The 16557-nt window shown below is 42.0% G+C and carries 20 protein-coding genes and 2 pseudogenes; 15 read left to right on the forward strand and 7 right to left on the reverse strand.

The genetic code is table 11. From position 1 onward, the window contains the following. Positions 1–6 precede the first annotated feature (6 nt). From JCM19038_RS22330 to JCM19038_RS11675, 4 genes are all read right to left on the reverse strand, one after another. Entirely contained in the window at positions 7–465 is a 459-nt protein-coding gene (locus tag JCM19038_RS22330; RefSeq protein WP_152549421.1) for an ATP-binding cassette domain-containing protein, read from the reverse strand. After that, positions 462–1217, reverse strand: coding sequence for a LytTR family transcriptional regulator DNA-binding domain-containing protein (locus JCM19038_RS11665; protein WP_081831767.1), 756 nt, complete (start codon positions 1215–1217; stop codon positions 462–464). Before JCM19038_RS11665 ends, JCM19038_RS22330 begins: the two co-directional genes overlap by 4 nt. Next, entirely contained in the window at positions 1181–1522 is a 342-nt protein-coding gene (locus JCM19038_RS11670; RefSeq protein ID WP_042418102.1) for a hypothetical protein, read from the reverse strand. Before JCM19038_RS11670 ends, JCM19038_RS11665 begins: the two co-directional genes overlap by 37 nt. A 105-nt stretch (positions 1523–1627) precedes the next feature. Further along, complete coding sequence (locus tag JCM19038_RS11675) at positions 1628–2110, reverse strand: small multi-drug export protein (protein WP_042418106.1); 483 nt, start codon at positions 2108–2110, stop codon at positions 1628–1630. A 378-nt stretch (positions 2111–2488) separates the two neighbouring features. Here JCM19038_RS11675 and JCM19038_RS11680 point away from each other — a divergent pair, with 378 nt between their 5' ends. The 6 genes and pseudogenes from JCM19038_RS11680 (at position 2489) to JCM19038_RS11700 (ending at position 7182) form a co-directional block, all read left to right on the forward strand. Continuing rightward, the gene (locus JCM19038_RS11680; RefSeq protein WP_042418109.1) at positions 2489–3472 is read left to right on the forward strand and encodes an LPXTG cell wall anchor domain-containing protein; all 984 of its coding nucleotides are present in this window, start codon (positions 2489–2491) and stop codon (positions 3470–3472) included. Positions 3473–3489: 17 nt separating this feature from the next. Next, on the forward strand, positions 3490–4029 hold the full coding sequence (locus JCM19038_RS11685) for a class D sortase (protein WP_238554395.1): 540 nt from the start codon (positions 3490–3492) through the stop codon (positions 4027–4029). A gap of 294 nt (positions 4030–4323) precedes the next feature. Continuing rightward, positions 4324–5514 (forward strand): thiolase family protein, encoded by a 1191-nt coding sequence (locus tag JCM19038_RS11690; RefSeq protein WP_042418115.1) that lies wholly within the window; start codon positions 4324–4326, stop codon positions 5512–5514. A 1-nt stretch (position 5515) separates the two neighbouring features. Beyond that, positions 5516–6357, forward strand: a pseudogene (locus JCM19038_RS11695) (3-hydroxyacyl-CoA dehydrogenase family protein). An 85-nt stretch (positions 6358–6442) separates the two neighbouring features. Continuing rightward, the gene (locus tag JCM19038_RS23675) at positions 6443–6679 is read left to right on the forward strand and encodes a hypothetical protein (protein WP_238554396.1); all 237 of its coding nucleotides are present in this window, start codon (positions 6443–6445) and stop codon (positions 6677–6679) included. Beyond that, the gene (locus JCM19038_RS11700) at positions 6634–7182 is read left to right on the forward strand and encodes a TSUP family transporter (protein WP_238554398.1); all 549 of its coding nucleotides are present in this window, start codon (positions 6634–6636) and stop codon (positions 7180–7182) included. The genes JCM19038_RS23675 and JCM19038_RS11700 overlap by 46 nt, the downstream gene beginning before the upstream one ends. A gap of 86 nt (positions 7183–7268) precedes the next feature. Here JCM19038_RS11700 and JCM19038_RS11705 read toward each other — a convergent pair. Then, positions 7269–7810 (reverse strand): annotated as a pseudogene (locus JCM19038_RS11705) (CatB-related O-acetyltransferase). Between the two features lie 103 nt (positions 7811–7913). Between JCM19038_RS11705 and murQ the strand changes: the two are divergent. The 6 genes from murQ (at position 7914) to JCM19038_RS11735 (ending at position 13267) form a co-directional block, all read left to right on the forward strand. Next, entirely contained in the window at positions 7914–8810 is an 897-nt protein-coding gene (murQ, locus tag JCM19038_RS11710; protein ID WP_042418118.1) for an N-acetylmuramic acid 6-phosphate etherase, read from the forward strand. A gap of 106 nt (positions 8811–8916) precedes the next feature. Then, positions 8917–11955 carry an efflux RND transporter permease subunit gene (locus JCM19038_RS11715; protein WP_042418120.1) on the forward strand — a complete coding sequence of 1013 codons (3039 nt, stop codon included), beginning with the start codon at positions 8917–8919 and terminating at the stop codon, positions 11953–11955. A 104-nt stretch (positions 11956–12059) separates the two neighbouring features. Then, complete coding sequence (locus JCM19038_RS11720; protein WP_042418124.1) at positions 12060–12248, forward strand: hypothetical protein; 189 nt, start codon at positions 12060–12062, stop codon at positions 12246–12248. A 53-nt stretch (positions 12249–12301) separates the two neighbouring features. Further along, positions 12302–12502 carry a hypothetical protein gene (locus JCM19038_RS11725; protein ID WP_042418127.1) on the forward strand — a complete coding sequence of 67 codons (201 nt, stop codon included), beginning with the start codon at positions 12302–12304 and terminating at the stop codon, positions 12500–12502. A gap of 5 nt (positions 12503–12507) precedes the next feature. Next, entirely contained in the window at positions 12508–12699 is a 192-nt protein-coding gene (locus tag JCM19038_RS11730) for a hypothetical protein (RefSeq protein WP_152549423.1), read from the forward strand. Between the two features lie 187 nt (positions 12700–12886). Beyond that, positions 12887–13267, forward strand: coding sequence for a VanZ family protein (locus JCM19038_RS11735; protein ID WP_238554397.1), 381 nt, complete (start codon positions 12887–12889; stop codon positions 13265–13267). On the opposite strand, the gene JCM19038_RS11740 is transcribed toward JCM19038_RS11735, so the two are convergent. Continuing rightward, positions 13249–13875 (reverse strand): TVP38/TMEM64 family protein, encoded by a 627-nt coding sequence (locus JCM19038_RS11740; RefSeq protein WP_042418133.1) that lies wholly within the window; start codon positions 13873–13875, stop codon positions 13249–13251. The two genes, JCM19038_RS11735 and JCM19038_RS11740, sit on opposite strands and share 19 nt — an antisense overlap. A 79-nt stretch (positions 13876–13954) precedes the next feature. On the opposite strand from JCM19038_RS11740, the gene JCM19038_RS11745 reads away from it, so the two are divergent. Continuing rightward, a complete protein-coding gene (locus JCM19038_RS11745; protein ID WP_042418137.1) occupies positions 13955–14623 on the forward strand; it encodes a peptidylprolyl isomerase in 669 nt (222 codons plus the stop codon). Between the two features lie 28 nt (positions 14624–14651). Here JCM19038_RS11745 and JCM19038_RS22335 read toward each other — a convergent pair whose 3' ends face one another. Continuing rightward, on the reverse strand, positions 14652–15233 hold the full coding sequence (locus JCM19038_RS22335; RefSeq protein ID WP_042418140.1) for a TetR/AcrR family transcriptional regulator: 582 nt from the start codon (positions 15231–15233) through the stop codon (positions 14652–14654). Between the two features lie 86 nt (positions 15234–15319). Between JCM19038_RS22335 and JCM19038_RS11755 the strand changes: the two genes are divergently transcribed. Both JCM19038_RS11755 and JCM19038_RS25050 read left to right on the forward strand, forming a co-directional pair. After that, positions 15320–16390 carry an MFS transporter gene (locus JCM19038_RS11755; protein WP_307190015.1) on the forward strand — a complete coding sequence of 357 codons (1071 nt, stop codon included), beginning with the start codon at positions 15320–15322 and terminating at the stop codon, positions 16388–16390. Next, a complete protein-coding gene (locus JCM19038_RS25050; protein ID WP_307190016.1) occupies positions 16335–16529 on the forward strand; it encodes a hypothetical protein in 195 nt (64 codons plus the stop codon). The genes JCM19038_RS11755 and JCM19038_RS25050 overlap by 56 nt, the downstream gene beginning before the upstream one ends. Positions 16530–16557: the final 28 nt, after the last annotated feature.

Below are 16557 nucleotides of genomic sequence, written 5' to 3' on the forward strand. Positions count from 1 at the left end.
CGAGAATTAAGATTTCGGGAGCATGAATGAGCGCTGAGGTAGATTCGCTCGTTGCTTCATCCCTTTTGATAAACTTTTGTAGGCGGTCTTTTTTGATGAGGCTAATCCGACCTGTTCCAACAAGTCTTCTATGGTACTCACGGGTCGTTCATATAGGGAAGCTAGGAAACGTAAGTTGTCATACAAACTCAATCGTTCGTAGAGCACACTCCGATCACTAAGAATTCCCATTTTGCTAAGCAATTGAGTATGATTGCCTGTAACACTTTCACCAAATACACGAATCGTCCCTTCGCTAGGCTTTAATTGATCGGTGAGTAACTTAATCGACGTTGTTTTTCCTACACCGCTAGGACCGACGAGGCCAAATATTTCTCCTTCTTTAATCGAGAAGTTCACGTCTGTGAGGGCCTTTTTCTCTTTGAATTGCTTGTGTACATCTTCAAATTCAATGATTGCATTCATACCATCATCCCTTTCACGTTCAGTTTGCGGGAAGATGAATTAACTAGCATTAAGTTTACGGTGAGTAGTGCACAGAGCAATGCGAATGGTGCACAATTGAACGTGAAATTACAGGCGATGCCGAGCGTTTCATAAAGTAAAGGCAATTTGCTTTTAGCAAGTGGAACGCCATCCGGGTATTTTGCAATTACGACGGTGTAACTATTTCTCGTCCATTGCATGACTTCTCGAACTCGCTGTAAATTGACGAGATAGGAGCGGTGTGTTCGAAAGAAGCCGAACGGTACTAACTGTTGTTCAAGTGCTTGCAGTGTAAATGGAGAAACGTAAGACTGTTCGTTCACATAAAGCAAACACTCTCCATCAATCGCTTCAATATAATCAATTTCTTCAGGATTAAATAGCAATGTCTTTTCTGCTTGTTTCGCTGCAATCTTTTTAAACGGAGTAGGAAGAGCATCCTTATTTGAGAGTTCCACAAGCGTCGTATTCGTCATTTTATATTGTCGACCGAGGCTGAAAGTTTCAACATCATAATCAGATAATGTGAGAAGAACCGCTTTTGCACGATTAGAATAATGGATTAAGTTGTTAGAAATTAGCTGCTTCGTTTCATGGTCAACACCGATGTATGGGTTTTCTAAGATGACAATTGAAGGGTCATGAACAATTGCTCGGGCAATTAATACGCGACGCTTAATAGAGTCATCTAAATCTAAATAACGCATTGATTGGAATGACGTAAGTCCCATGTGGATAAGATTTCGTTTAAATCAGTCTTTGAATTGTACATGTTATGAAAGAATGCGAGGTTGTCAATCACGGAAAGTCGTTCATAGAGCGTATCTTCTAACATAAAGTAACCGATCCCTTTTTGTTGACTGAATGTTATGTGATCGGCGTTTTGACGTTGAGTATGTAAGTAATGAAGTAGGACATTCCCTTGTTTTGCACTACAATGAATGATTGTGAAATCTCCTTCGTTCACAGTTAAATCAAATGAAGGAACAATCCTATGACCGTGTTGAATGATTTCTACGTTTGTCATCGTATACATACTAATGCCTCCAATCTCTATCACGTTTAGTATATCGTCTCTGAACAGTGTTTTAAACTAGAAAAACCACAAAGGGACTGACCCTTTGTGGTTTTTCTTACCTTTTTAGTTGAATCCAACAAACCCGCCAAATGCAGCACCAATGATTACCCAGAGGAGAATACTAATCGTGTGCCAGAAGATGACACGTTTCTTATCCGCGCCTGCAGCAAGGGAGATAAAGGCAGCAATATGACCTGATGCGACTGCAGGAGCGATAATTGCAAGACCTGGTACACCGTATTTGTCGTACGTCTCTTGTGCCTTTTTCGCGCGGCCTTGAATAAATCCGCCACTTTTCCCAGAATTCCGATTACGCAACCACGTGAACAATGCGTTAAACGGGAGGATGACGAGCATAACAGAGATCCAGTTCCCTACAAAACTAGCCAGTGCAGATGTTATAGCTGATACACCGATAAACGAACCGACAAATGCTCCGAAAAATCCTTCTAGAAAAGGAATGACTCCAATGAGAGCAATCCCAAGGTGTTGCAATAAAGGATTCATTTCCATGAGATTTATAATAAATTCTTGTAAAAGTTCCATTGTAAATTCGCTCCTTAAGTGATGAAATATCTTATTTACATTTAGTATACGAGGGCTATTTCGATTATCGGTATGTTTCGTTTAAGAAGGTACGTTTTGTGTCATAAAGCGTCTTAGTTGGCACGAAACGTCCGATAAAGACGCTTCGTAACACGATGGATGTCGTAAAGCGTCCAAATCCTGTCGCGAAGCGTACACAGACTTAATAAAAATGTATTTTTTTATTTTTCAAAAAAGGAGTGACTTTTTTTGGGAAATCATTATAATAAGATCAGCTTCACAAATTTGTACCACTAACTCATGGGAAGAAGGAAAAAGAAGATGAGAAGAAGCAGTCTTCGCGGTGTGGATTACAAACGTAGGTTACATACGGGGAGGATGCGTAAGAGTCGTCATTTGCGCAATGTTATTGCGTTGTCGGCACTTGCAGCAACAACATTTGCTGTAACAGATGGATTGGCACAAGCAGAGTCTAAAACTGTAGAGCAAGAGGCAAACGTCATTGAAGAAACGGTTTTAGAAAACGACGTCGAATTTGCACTAGAAGGCATTGACGTTGAACTTGGTCATGAAGTTGACGAAGGTGAAGGTACAGATATTATTCTTGAGTCAGATCAAGAAGAGCAACTTGTCTTAGACGAGGAAGCGGAAGTAGACGAACCTGTTGTAGCTGAAGAAGAGAGCGACACGGAAGAGTCAGCTGAAGAAGAGCCAGATGTTGAAGAAGAGCAGCCGTTTGAAGATGTGCCAACTGTTGAAGAAGATCAACAACCCGTTGAGGAAGCGCCAGTCGTGGACGACGAAGTTGAAGCGGGAACACCAATAGATCAAGATCAATCCAAACCAAAGCCGCCGTTTGATGGTGAGTGGGAATATGTTGAAGTGGAATATGGATTTTGGATTCCAACAGGACCAGTTCCAACTGAATTTACAGAAGCTGATGCAGAGAAGTGGATCGCTTACCTTGATTCATTAACTGAAGAAGAGATTTGGATGTGGCTCGACCACATCAGTGACGAATGGTTTATTTACATTATTGATTTGATTTGGTGGTACCTCGACGATGAATGGTGGATCGAGATTCCTGAAGAAGAATGCAATGAAGGTGGTGCCGTGACACCAACGAAACCATCGGCACCAGTTGAAAAACCACCAGTCAAAGAAGTAACCCAAGTAAAGCATGTTGAAAAAGAGGCTGGGCCGGTCCTGAAGAAATCAAGTGATACGTCTAAAGCGAGTACAACGGGTGAAAAACTTCCAGATACCTCTACTGATATGTACAATGTCGGTTTTGCTGGGTTACTCGCATTACTTGCAGGAGTGGCGATGAGGTTCCGTCGTAAATCAACGCCAGAATCGTGAGGCGAGTAGTCAGTATTGTGTTCATCATCGTTGGCGTTGTATTGCTAAGTGTTGCAACGTACGACTATATGACAACGAAAGTGAGCACTGACCAAGCGATTAGTCGAGCTGCTGAAGTCGTAGGAGATTCAAAAGAGATAGAAAAGGTGGAAGCATTCCAACCTGAGCTTGGTGAGCCTGTGGGTGTGTTAACCATTCCGAAGCTGGACGTATCATTGCCAATTATTGAAGGGACAGAAGAAGAAATGCTCGCGAAAGGTGTTGGGCATTTTACGTCTACAGCTTGGCCGTCTGAGGGGGAACAAATTCTTCTGTCAGGCCATCGGGATACCGTGTTTAAGAACTTTGGCGAGCTTGAAGTTGGCGATGTCTTTATCGTTGAACTTTCATACGGTACGTTTGAATATGAAATGCGTTCGCATACGATCGTGGACAAAGATGACACGTCGATTATTCGAGAGATGGGCGAGGAAGTGTTAACCTTATCCACATGTTATCCATTTCACCTTTTGGGCGCTGCGCCTGAACGCTATGTCATTTATGCTGAACCTATTTAATTATGAAAAGCGACTGTCAATAGGCAGTCGCTTTTTGATAGAGTGAAAGTTATTAATTCAGAACTTTCATTTTTTTGTTATAATCAATATACCCGTAGTATTCGCTACGGGTATATTGGAATGACAAAAAGGATAGAAGATGCAGAGTCACTTCAAAAGCGAAGGTCACGTGATGATGAAATACGTATAAATCACACTATCTGAAAGAGCTGGAAGTCACTTCACTTTATCCCATTTACATAATACGTAGACAGTAATGCCCTAACTCTAGAAGTCGATGAAGGAGCGAATGAAATGAAACGTGAAGATGTCGTTATTGTTCAAGCAGTTCGTACTGCGATTGGTCGTGCAGGTGGAAGTCTTAAAGGAGTAAACAGTGGTCATTTAGCTTCTGCTGTTATTGAAAGCGCTATTATGAAGAGTGGAATTGAAAGTCATAACGTTGATGAAGTCATTATGGGTGAAGTGCGACCAATGACAGAATCTTCGAATGTGGCAAGGGTTGCAGCTCTTCGAGCAGGGGTGCCGGAAGAAGCAACTGCGTTTACTGTAAATCGTCTTTGTGCTTCAGGGATGCAAGCGATCGGTTCGGCAGTTCAACAGATTGCGTTTGGTCAAGCTGAAGTCATCATAGCTGGAGGGACAGAGAACTTAAGTCAGGCACCGATCTATTTGCGTAATTCTAGGTATGGAGAGGGTAATCCTCACCTTGTAGATTCAAATTTGGAAGCGGGTCAACAACCACAAGAAATGTATGGCAAAGACTTAGGCATGGGAATGACGGCAGAGAACGTTGCTAAGCAATACAAGGTTAGTCGAGAAGACCAAGATGTGTTTGCGTTAGAAAGCCAACGCCGTGCCAAAGATGCAATTGAGTCGGGTCGTTTTAAAGATGAGATTATTCCAATTGAAGTGAAAGAACGAAAGCGGAGCTTTACGTTTAACGTTGATGAGCATCCGAGAGAAACGACGCTAGAGAAATTAGCAAGCTTACGCCCAGCATTTAAAAAAGACGGCAGTGTGACAGCAGGAAATGCTTGCGGAAGAAATGACGGTGCAGCGGCAGTGATGCTGATGACGAGAGGCAAAGCAGAAGCACTTGGGTTAAAGCCACTTGCAACTGTCGTTGACTGGGCAACAGCTGGTGTGTCACCAAATGTGATGGGAATTGGCCCTGTACCTGCTGTTCAGAAACTACTCGCTCGTACGAAACTACAAAAAGAAGACATCGGTGTGTGGGAATTAAATGAAGCATTTGCTTCTCAAGCACTTGCAGTCATTCGTGAATTAGGAATACGAGAAGAAGATGTAAATCGAAACGGTGGAGGAATTGCACTAGGTCATCCACTCGGTGCAACAGGTGCTAGAATTACGATTTCATTGTTGCATGAAATGATTCGTTCTGATGAAGCGTACGGTGTGTCTACGCTTTGCGTCGGTGGTGGTCAAGGAATGGCAATGTTACTGAAAAAGGAAGTGAACTAACATGAGTACAATTGCGGTCATTGGAGCAGGAACGATGGGGCGAGGCATTGCCTATACCGCAGCCATTCAAGGATTTGCTGTTCAATTATATGATGTGTATGAAGAAGCTCTTGAACACGCTAAAGTTGAAATTGAACGCTTAGGAGCGAAGAGCTTTGATCGTGGATATTTGAATGAAGATGAACGAGAACGGTTACAGACCATTACGTACAATGGTACGTTACAACATGCGGTTGAATCAGCTGACGTGGTGATTGAAGCGGTGTTAGAAGAGATGAGCTTGAAGCTCTCTGTTTTCAAAGAGTTGGATAAGTATGCACCAGCTCATGCGATCCTAGCAACGAATACATCGACGTTAAGCCAACGGAAATTGGTGCGAATACGAGTCGGCCAGACAAAGTGATTGCGATGCATTTCTTTAATCCAGTTCATCGCATGAAGTTAATTGAAATTATACGCGGCTTAGACACGTCCGATGAAGCCGTGAAAACGATTGAAGCGATTGGTCGTGAACTAGGCAAAGAAACGGTCATCGTCAATGAATTTCCAGGGTTTGTGACGAGCCGGATGAATTGCCTCATCGGAAATGAAGCAATGAACATGCTTATGGAAGGCGTGGCATCAGCTGAAGATATTGATAAAGCAATCAAGCTCGGTCTCAATCATCCGATGGGACCACTTGAACTTGCGGACCTTGTTGGTCTAGATAGCCGTCTTCGAAATATGAATGCGTTACACCGAGCGCTTGGTGAAAAGTATCGTCCTTGCCCAATATTAGAGAAGTACGTAAAGGCGGGGAGACTCGGTAAGAAGTCCGGTCAAGGATTTTACACATATGAGTAACGGTATGAAAGATTCCTAACATGAAAGGTTAGGAATCTTTTCTATGCTAAAATAAAGAAAACATCACAGATTTGAGCTGATATGCATGATTGAGTTTTTGATCATATTTCTCATTGTACTCGTCGGAGCTATTGTTCAAGGGATTAGTGGATTTGGAATTGGGCTTGTTATGATGGCCTTTTTACCTTTATTTCTTACGGTAAAAGAAAGCACGTTACTCGTTATTTCATTACTTATTATCGCAGCGGTCACAGTCATTATAAAAACTATCAATATATTGAATGGAGAAGTGTCCGAAAGATTTTTATTTTTGCGCTCTTAGGTCGGATCGTTGCTTTCTTTATTCTCACAAGTTACGGAGATTTAGACATTTTACAGCTATACTTAGGCTTGTTTTTAATTGGCATGGTCATCTTCATGTTTATGCGTGAAAGATCGGCGGGTCCAAAAGATCAAGACGTGACGATGATTCAGACCGTGACGTTAGGTTTCTTCGGTGGGTTTATCGGAGGATTGTTCGGTGTGGGTGGACCGTTTTTCGTCTTTTATTTTCTGATGGTATTTGCATCAAATAAATTCAAGTATCTTGCTAACGTGCAATTTGTAACGTTACTCGTAAGTACATTTTCAATTAGCTTACATGCGATCAATGGCGATTTTAACGTTGATTTTATTGGATATTTTCTAGTCGGAACGGTTGCAGTTGTGATTGGAACAATTCTTGGTTTAAAGCTATTTGCGGTGGTCAATCAAATGTGGGTGCGCCGTTTTGCGATGATTCTCGTTCTCGTTGCTGCACTGAATTTAATTCTATTTTCGGCATAACGTGTTCTAGTGATGGGGTGTTGAACATAGAGTGAAAACAAATCTGCTTAGAGCACAACGTTCTGAGCAGATTTTTGTTTCATGTGTTAGTTGTACAATTCAATAAAACGCTCAATATCTTGATTTAATAAATAAGGCATTGCTTCAGAGATCTTATCATCTTCCCATGACCACCAAGAGATCTGTTCAAGTGCTTGAATGACGTGATCATCAAATCGTTTACGAATAAGTTTAGCTGGATTGCCACCGACAACGGCATAAGGAGGAACATCCTTCGTTACGTTGCTAAAGCTGCTATGATTGCGCCATTACCGATGGTTACACCTGACAAGATGGATGCTCCCATTGCAATCCATACGTCGTGTCCAATCGTGACGTTTCCTTTTGATTGTGGATGACCGATGTGGTGTTTATGTGGATCAAGAACAGAGAAAGGATAGGTTGTTACCCAATCACTTCGATGTTCGCCCCCAAGTAGAATCTTCACATCACTTGATATTGAGCAATAATTCCCAATGGAAAGTTTCGTACCTTCTCCCCAAGAAAAAACTTGGAAGTTCGATGCAGCGTACGTTCCTTTTCCGATGTTGTGCCCTGAAAGGTCTGGTCTCAGTCGCAATTCATGGATCACCTTCTCATCACCTCTGTGTAGCTTATGTACTTGTATACCACTCGGTATAGTTACTTGTGTACAGGTCATTGAAATTTTATTATGAAAAGGAAGTGTACAAATGAAGAAGCCCAAGCTCGTTACTGAAGGTCGTAATTCCCGTTCTAAAAACATTGATCGACAATCGGTCGAAGAAATACTTGAAACGATTAATGCTGAGGATCAACAAGTTCCTGTCTCCATTGCAAAACATACCCAAATGATTGCTGAGATTGTGAAAACAGTCGTTGCCCAAATGAAACAGGGTGGACGTTTACTTTACGTAGGAGCAGGAACGAGTGGGAGAATTGGGGTGTTGGATGCTTCTGAAATTCCACCAACGTATGGCACAAGTCCAGAACTCGTTCAAGCCATTATTGCAGGTGGCGAGGAGGCTGTTTTTCGTGCCATAGAAAACGTAGAAGACAACGAAGCACTCGGATCCGAAGAGATCGTTAGTCGTCACATCACATCAGCAGATGTGGTAATGGGAATTACAGCAAGTGGAGGTGCGCCTTACGTGATTGGTGCTTTAAAAAAAGCTCAAGAATTGGGTGCTAAAACGATTGCCTTTACGAATAATCAAAATGCCCCATTAAACGATTATGGTGATCACTTACTTGCCATTGATGTAGGTCCAGAAGTGGTGATGGGTTCAACGCGAATGAAGGCAGGTACTTCTCAAAAGCTCGTGTTGAATATGATTACGACAGCTACAATGATTCAACTTGGAAAAGTGTATGAGAACTTAATGGTAGACGTACAACCGGTAAATAAGAAACTCATTGATAGAAGTAAAGCGATGATTCAATATGCAACAGACTGTGATGAACAACAGGCAGATCTACTCTTTAAAACGTCTGGAAAAAAACCAAAGGTAGCGATTGTGATGGGGTTGTTACAAGTTTCAAAAAATGAAGCGGAACAACTTTTAACGAAAAATGACGGGTACATTCACCGAGTCGTAGATGATGATTAAAAACGATTAACTCGTTATAAACGCTAGGTTTACTAGAAAAAGGTTTAGTTATGGACAAAATGCGGGTATACTTCTGCGATAAGTGCAAATAGAAAAGGGGAAGTTTATGAAATGGTTAATTAATCGACCGAAGATCACGCTATTATTCTTTCTAATGCTTACAATCGTCGGTGCAATCAGTTTCTCTCAATTACCGCAGCGGGAGATTCCAGAGTTTTCACCTCCAATTGGTCAGGTGACGACGGTTTATCCTGGAAGTACAGCGGAAGAAATTGAGCAACAGATTACCGTTCCAATCGAGAACGAACTGCAACAATACGATGAGATTGAATCGTTTGAATCGGTGTCAGCACCGGGAATTTCTTTACTTACGATTGAACTCGACGAAAGTGTCGAGAACACGTCGGTCGTTTGGAATGAGCTTAGTCAAAGCATTCAAAGTGTGTCAGGGCAGTTTCCTGATGCAAGTATGAGTCCAAGCTTCAATACGAGTGTAGGCGATCAAGGACTAGCTACATATCATATCCTTTTCTCAGATGAAGATGAGCGCGCTGCGATTGAAGATGTGTTGGATCGTGCTGCAGATGACATTCGGAGCTATCCAGATCTTGTCGGCCTTGATGTCCAAGGTTCATTAGAGCAAGAAGTTGCTGTGAACTTAGATGCAGACTTGTTAGAAGAAAACGGTCTGACTTTTGGACAAGTAATCGGCGCATTAAACGGTGAAGTTGAATTAACACCAATCGGTGAATGGCAAGATGATAACCAAGTCTTTCCTGTGGATTTGAACAATTACGCAACCGTTGAGGAAATGAATGAGGTTCCGATTGGCGTTGACGATGAAGGTGAACTGTTACGCTTACAAGACGTTGGCGAAATGACAGTTCAATGGATGGAACAAGAGGAGTCCGTTCATTATGAAGGCGAATCCTCAATAGCCTTAACGTTCACACTTGCTTCCGGTAGCAGTGTGCCAGAAGCACAGACTCAACTCGACACTTTTGTCGATCAAATAAATGAGGCCTTGCCATCTGGAACAGAAGCGAACTTGTTGTACACACAAGCGGATTTAGTTTCTGAACTCTTTTTAGACTTAGCGATTTCTTTCCTTATTGCAGTTGCTGCAGTACTGTTCGTTTGTTCACTCGGCTTACGTCCTGGGTCTGCACTGAGCGTCGCAATCGCTATACCAATTTCATTAAGTATCGGTTCAATCATCTTGCCGTTTTTAGGTGTTGGTCTAAACCAGATTTCTTTAATCGGCTATATTATCGTACTAGCTATTCTAGTTGATGATGGTATTGTCGTAAACGACAACATCGAGCGTCAATTACGTGAAGGGAAAAGTCCGAAAGAGGCCGCGTATAAAGGAACGAAAGAAGTGTTCTGGTCGGTTGTCACATCAACCATTGTGGTTGTGTTCACGTTTTTCCCAATCTTGTTCTTACCTGGTGGCGCTGGGGAATTTATTCGACCATTACCACTCGTGCTTATCGGAGCAATTATTGCTTCAACGCTCGTAAGCTTGTTAATTATACCGATCTATCGACTGTGGAGAGAGAAGAAACGACCTGAAGATAAAGAACGTAAACCTGCAGGACTTCTTGGATCATGGTTTGAAAAAGCATCGGCGGGCTATCGAACTAAAATTATGGAAAGAGTCGTAAGGCGACCATTTTTTGTCGCGTTTGGTGGACTTGCAATCGGTACAGCTGCTTTCCTATTGATTCCATTCATTCCGATTGAGTTCTTTCCAGACTCGGACCGTGAGGAAGTCTTTATTGAAGCCACACTTGCGAACGGTACGCCATTAGAAGAAAGTGAAGCGTATTCGGAGTCGGTTGAAGCATGGCTCGCTAATGAAAGCTTCGTTGACTCGGTCTCAAGCTTTACGGGTACGAACATTCCTCGACTTTTTGGTAGCGAAGGGGGAGGAGAGGAAAGTGAGAACCTCGTTAACTTCCTTATTTATATAAATAAAGAAGATGTTGAAGCGCGTGAAGCAATGAATTATTGGAGCGAACAGCTGCCTGACGAGTTTCCAGAACTAGAATCCTATGAAGTATCCATTATTGAATCAGGACCACCAGTAGGAGCACCGATTGCTGTTGAAATCTCTGGTGATTCCATTACAGATTTAATGGATAAGAGCAGTGAAGTACAATCAATTCTTCTGAACACAGAAGGGGTTGTCAACGTTGATGATGATGTTGGAACTGCTGTTAGTTCTTATCAAGTTGAACTGGACCGAGGCGAATTAGAAGACAACAACATCACTGCGAGTGAAGTGAGCGAAATGCTCGCTGCGATCGGTGAAGGAGTCCCACTAGGTGACTTTGACGTTGATGGTGAACTACTTGATTGGCAATTGTACATTGAAGGAGATGAACTTGACCTACTTGAAACGATGACGCTTGAAGGAATGACGGATGAAGTCGCGTTAAGTGAGTTCATAACGATTGATGAAGAGTCTATTCAGCCTAGAATTCCAAGAAAAGATGGAGAACGTACGATTACTGTACGGGCATTTCCTGGGGATGCTAGTGCGGATGACATTATTGCTCAAGTAGAAGAAGAGATAGCTGGCTTAGAAGATGACGCTGTTGCGATTAACATCGGAGGCGAAACAGCAGAGCGGACCGACGTGTTCATTCAAATCGGTCAGATCTTTATTGTCGTAGTGTTTCTGATCTTTATCGTCATGCTCATTCAATTTTATTCCATTAGTATTCCATTTATCATTTTAAGTGGTGTCTATCTTGCCTTTTCAGGTGCGATGATTGGACTATTTATTACTCAGACAGGTCTTGGCTTTATGTCGCTCATGGGTGGCGTAAGTTTAGCAGGGATTGTTGTAAGAAATGGGATTGTCTTGATTGAGTTTATTGAACAGAGACGAAAAGAAGGACTTGGTGCTCAAGATGCAGTTATTCTTGCTGCGGAACAACGATTCCGACCTGTAGTTCTCACGTCATTAACAACAATTGCTGGCTTACTTCCAGTTGCTTTAGGAAATAGCACACTCTTCCAACCGCTTGGAATTACGATCGTTTCAGGTGCGCTGTTCTCAGCGGTTCTGACATTACTCGTCGTTCCAGCACTTTACCTCGTGCGTGAGCGAATGAAAACAGGAAGCATTTCTTAATGGGTCTAATTAAGAGAATAAAATAAACGAAAACGTTAAAACGTCAGAATAGGCGTTTTAACGTTTTTTGTTTCTGGGTATGTAATAGTTATCGGGGTGATTCGATGACAGAGGCATCAAGAGAGCAGACCACACACGAGCGCACGTTAACGTTGCGCGGTGGGTTTTACCTCATGTTGCTCGGGCTCGTATTCGTTTTGTTGACGCTGCTTAACCCAGTGTATGTACAAACCGACGCACTCTTGTTTTTACTAGGCAGTTACTTTCTGGTGATGGCTCAATCTTCTTTTTAATTGTTGAGCCGTTATCTATACCAGAGCGAAAGGAATTACGTGCGCTCAACATTGTGAACGCGTTTGGTCTTGTTCTTACGATTGTATTATTTGTGTATCATGCGATGACGTTTCAGGTGACAGGATTTGGTATTACGGTAACGAGTCTACTCGTTCTTTTATGGATAGCTGCTTTTATGCTGATCCGCCGTCAAACTCATAACAAAGAAGAGTACATGAATGTAGAGAAAGAAGATCAAAGTGAAAGCAGGTGAATACGATGAGTAATTTTAAATATGAACTTGTGAACTTTACGCGAGAAGGCATGGAGCTTAAGAATACGTGGATTAGAATGTCTGAACAAGAGAAGACGATGGCAATGAAAGATTACCCGTTTGACAAGCCATTTGAAGAAGTGATTGACGATTTAATTCGTTGGCGTGAAACGCTCGATAAAAATGATAATTTGTAGAAATGAAACCGGCCTCTCTATCATCTAGAGAGGCCGGTTTGTCTTTTGTCCATGCACATGAGTTGAGGTTGCCAAGCATAGGCTAGTGTACAATCTCATTCGTGGAGTGGGTAAGTATGAGTCGGAGTTTTGTATGGATCATGTTTAGCCTGTATATGGTGGCTGTTCTGTATATTACGATGTTTGCATGGAACTACGGGGCTTCATTAGGCCAGATGGTCCGGGTGGAAGGCATTACAATCTCATTCCAATTCGAAGTATCTATCGAATTGGAGTGTTTAGCCCTGATGTTATAGATCCGATCAAAATTCTAATTGGAAATGTTCTTCTGTTCGTTCCGTTTGGTTTTTTTGTACCTTATCTTTTTAAGAAATTACGATCCCTTTGGAGAGTGATCGTAATTAGCGTTTTGTTCTCATTAAGTATTGAATTGTATCAGTTCTCGTTTACGTTTCGAGTAGCGGATGTGGATGACTTAATCTTAAATACTGCAGGAGCGATCATTGGATATGGTTGTTATCGAATCTTCACGTTTATTCAAAAGCGTGTTCATGTTTTCAAAGTGTAGCGGACGAAAAAACGGTAGCCTGCATAGACGAGCAAAAGGAACAATCCATAGAAAATTGCAACATAAATAAGACCGAGGGGGTTCGTTACGATCGTACTTCCTACTGTTGCAAATAGAATCATAGAAGGGATTTTTCCAATCGATGAGGCAATTGTATACGTAAGAAAACCGACGCGACTTAACGCACTATAGACGTTCACGATAATGGAAGGCACGATCGGAATAAGTCGTGTTAAGAAGATCGTCATAAAGGCGTTACGCTCAAATAACAAATTGAGCTTAGAGAGCGTCGTATAGCGATTCAGAATTCGCTGACCGAGGTCTTGATAACCATAACGAATAAATACAAACATGACGATCGAAGCAAGAGACGATCCGATCCAAGTGACGAGACTACCAAGATAAGGTCCATATATAGCACCTAGTATTCCTCCGATAATTGGGTAAGGAATGACTGGGAATAGGGAAAGTAATGTTGCAATCAATGCGGTGAGTAAAATCGATTCTGTACCACCTGCATCCAGCCAAGAAGCGAACGATTCTCCATAAAGAAGAGCGATTAAGAATAGCGTTAAAAGTACTACAAAAACTAAAATTTTTCGTAACATGCGGTCACCTCACGTTTATTCTATCAAATTTTTGATAGAATAGATGCGTACGATCTAATGACAAATGAGGGTGAGTAATATGCGGAAAAAATGGATGCAAGTAATGGGGATCGCACCATTATTAATGCTTGCAGCTTGTGGTACAGCAGAGGAAGAGGGTCTTGACGAATCTGCAGGAGATGAAGACGTTGCCCAAGATGAAGTTGATCAAGAGGAAACGGATGAATCATCAACGGAAGCGGACACCGAGGTGGATCGTAGTGATGCTATTGAGGCAGTTATGATTATGGAGGACGGCGGGGAAGTTGTTCTTGAGTTGTATCCGAATAACGCGCCAGAAACGGTTGAGAACTTCGTTACACTCGCAGAAGATGGTTTTTATGATGGTTTAACGTTTCATCGCATCATACCTGGTTTTATGGTCCAAGGTGGAGATCCTGAAGGTTCGGGACAAGGAGGTTCACCAGACACAATTGCTGGAGAATTTGCTGCCAATGACTTTGAGAATCCGTTGGATCATACAGAAGGTGTCATTTCAATGGCAAGAACACCGGATCCGAACTCAGCGAGTTCACAATTCTTCATTATGGTCGGTGACCATCCATCCCTTGATGGTGAGTATGCTGCATTTGGAGAAGTGATCAGCGGGATGGATGTCGTCGATGACATTGCAGCCACTGAGGTTTCGGGAGAGACACCTGTTGAAGGTGAAGTACCGATCATTGAAATGATTACAATTGAATCGTGACGAACATGAACTCATAGGTCGAGCAGGCCTATGAGTTTTTTGTGATCAGCGAATTATAACTTCGCAAGATCAGCGAGGCCGCTTTCCGATACGTTTTAATACGGTCTTCGATAGATTCTTCACTCATATAAATCTCAACCCCGGTAAAAAATGCGCCAGCTAAAAAGCTAACTTCAGCAGGGTCTTCAATGATCCATTCTCCTCGTTCATGACCGAGTTTAAGCAAATCTTCAATACAACGATTGTATTGATCGTTAATTTCGATAACCTGATCATAAATCTCTTTGGACACAGCCATTCGTGCATAGAATTCCCCAGCAGCAACGCGTAGCGGATCGTAAGCATCTTTTTTGGCGTTATAATCCGCAAACGCATACAGCTTCTCTTCCGCCGTGTTGTAAGTTTGTTCTTCTTTGTGCCATTCTTCGGACCAAGATTGATTGTCTTCTTTTAATATTCTAAGGAATAAAGCGTCTTTGTTTTTGAAATGATGATAGAGATTGCCTTTACTACTTTTCGAGGCTTTTACGATGTCGTTCATTGACGTTTCCTTAAAGCCCTTTTCGATAAAGAGTTGTTTCGCTGATTCGATAATCACTTTTTCCTTCATAAAATCTTCTCCTTGACGGTAATCGATTTCTGTCATATAGTATAGACCGACCGTTCGGTCTGTGTAAAGAGTAAGGAGTGAAAATGATGCCTGAAGAAATGCCTTTAATGCGCAATCGTACATTTGTATTAATGTTCATCGCGGGTATTTTTGCTGTTGTTGGTTTTAGTATGTTTTTGACCACTGTATCGTGGTTTGCAGTGACTGAGATGGATTCGGCAATGGCAGTCGGTTTAGTATTAATGGCAGCGACCATTCCCCGGTTAGTCATGATGGTTTTTGGTGGGGTTGTCGCTGATAAATATAAAAAAACGACGATTATGTTTATTACGAACCTAACTCAAGGGGTTCTTTTATTTGTTTTGTACTTGTTTGTGGCGAATGACAACTTGACGTTAACGATTTTATTAATTTTAGCAGGTCTATTTGGTATGCTTGACGCGTTCTTTGGACCGGCAAGTACGTCGCTCATTCCAAAAATTGTTGCGAAAAAGCAATTGCAACGAGCAAATGCCGTTTTCCAAGGTGCAGACCAAATCTCATTTATTATCGGTCCAATCATTGCGGGATTAATGATGGAAACGGTAAGTATTGCAGGAAGTTTTCTCGTAGCGACGATTCTCGTATTATTCTCAGCAATCTTTATTTTCCCACCGCTAATTAAAGAAGCAGCAGTCGGGGAGAGGATTTCTCAAAGTCCGTTACAAGACTTGAAAGATGGTTTTCAATATGTCCGTAGTTCGAACTTTTTACTAATTGGACTTGTCGTCTTAATTACCTTGAATTTCTTCGTATTTGGTGCGCTTCACGTAGCGATTCCACTCCTTGTAGATACACATGGTGGTTCACCGTTGAACTTAAGCTTTATGGAAGCAAGTCTAGGAGTTGGGATGCTTTTGGGGAGTGTTATTCTTGGTGCGTATACAATTAAACGACGTCGTGGTGCGATGACCTTATACGGTTTACTCGCTTCTCTCGTCTTGTTTATCATTTTTGCACTCGTCCCAAGCTTAACGTGGTTGACGATCTTTATCTTCTTCATCGGTTTCTCGATGGTGTTTGTTTATATTCCGTTCTTTACAGTTGCTCAGGAGAATACAGATGGCCACATTATGTCGAGTGATGAGCATTATTTTTCTAGCTATGAATGGGTTTGACCCTGTTTCGTACGGTCTTGTAACGGGACTCGTTGCAACAGGCGTATCTGTACAGCTCGTCTTATTCGGTCTTGGAGTTGCCGGGTTACTCATTTGGTTCATCGTGTTCCTACGGGCAAAGCAGTTTAGAGAGGTTTAAAACGATACAGAATCAGGTAAGTGTGTAG

The organism is Geomicrobium sp. JCM 19038 (genome assembly GCF_000698125.1).
In the GTDB taxonomy this organism is placed as follows: Bacteria; Bacillota; Bacilli; order Bacillales; family Marinococcaceae; genus Geomicrobium_A.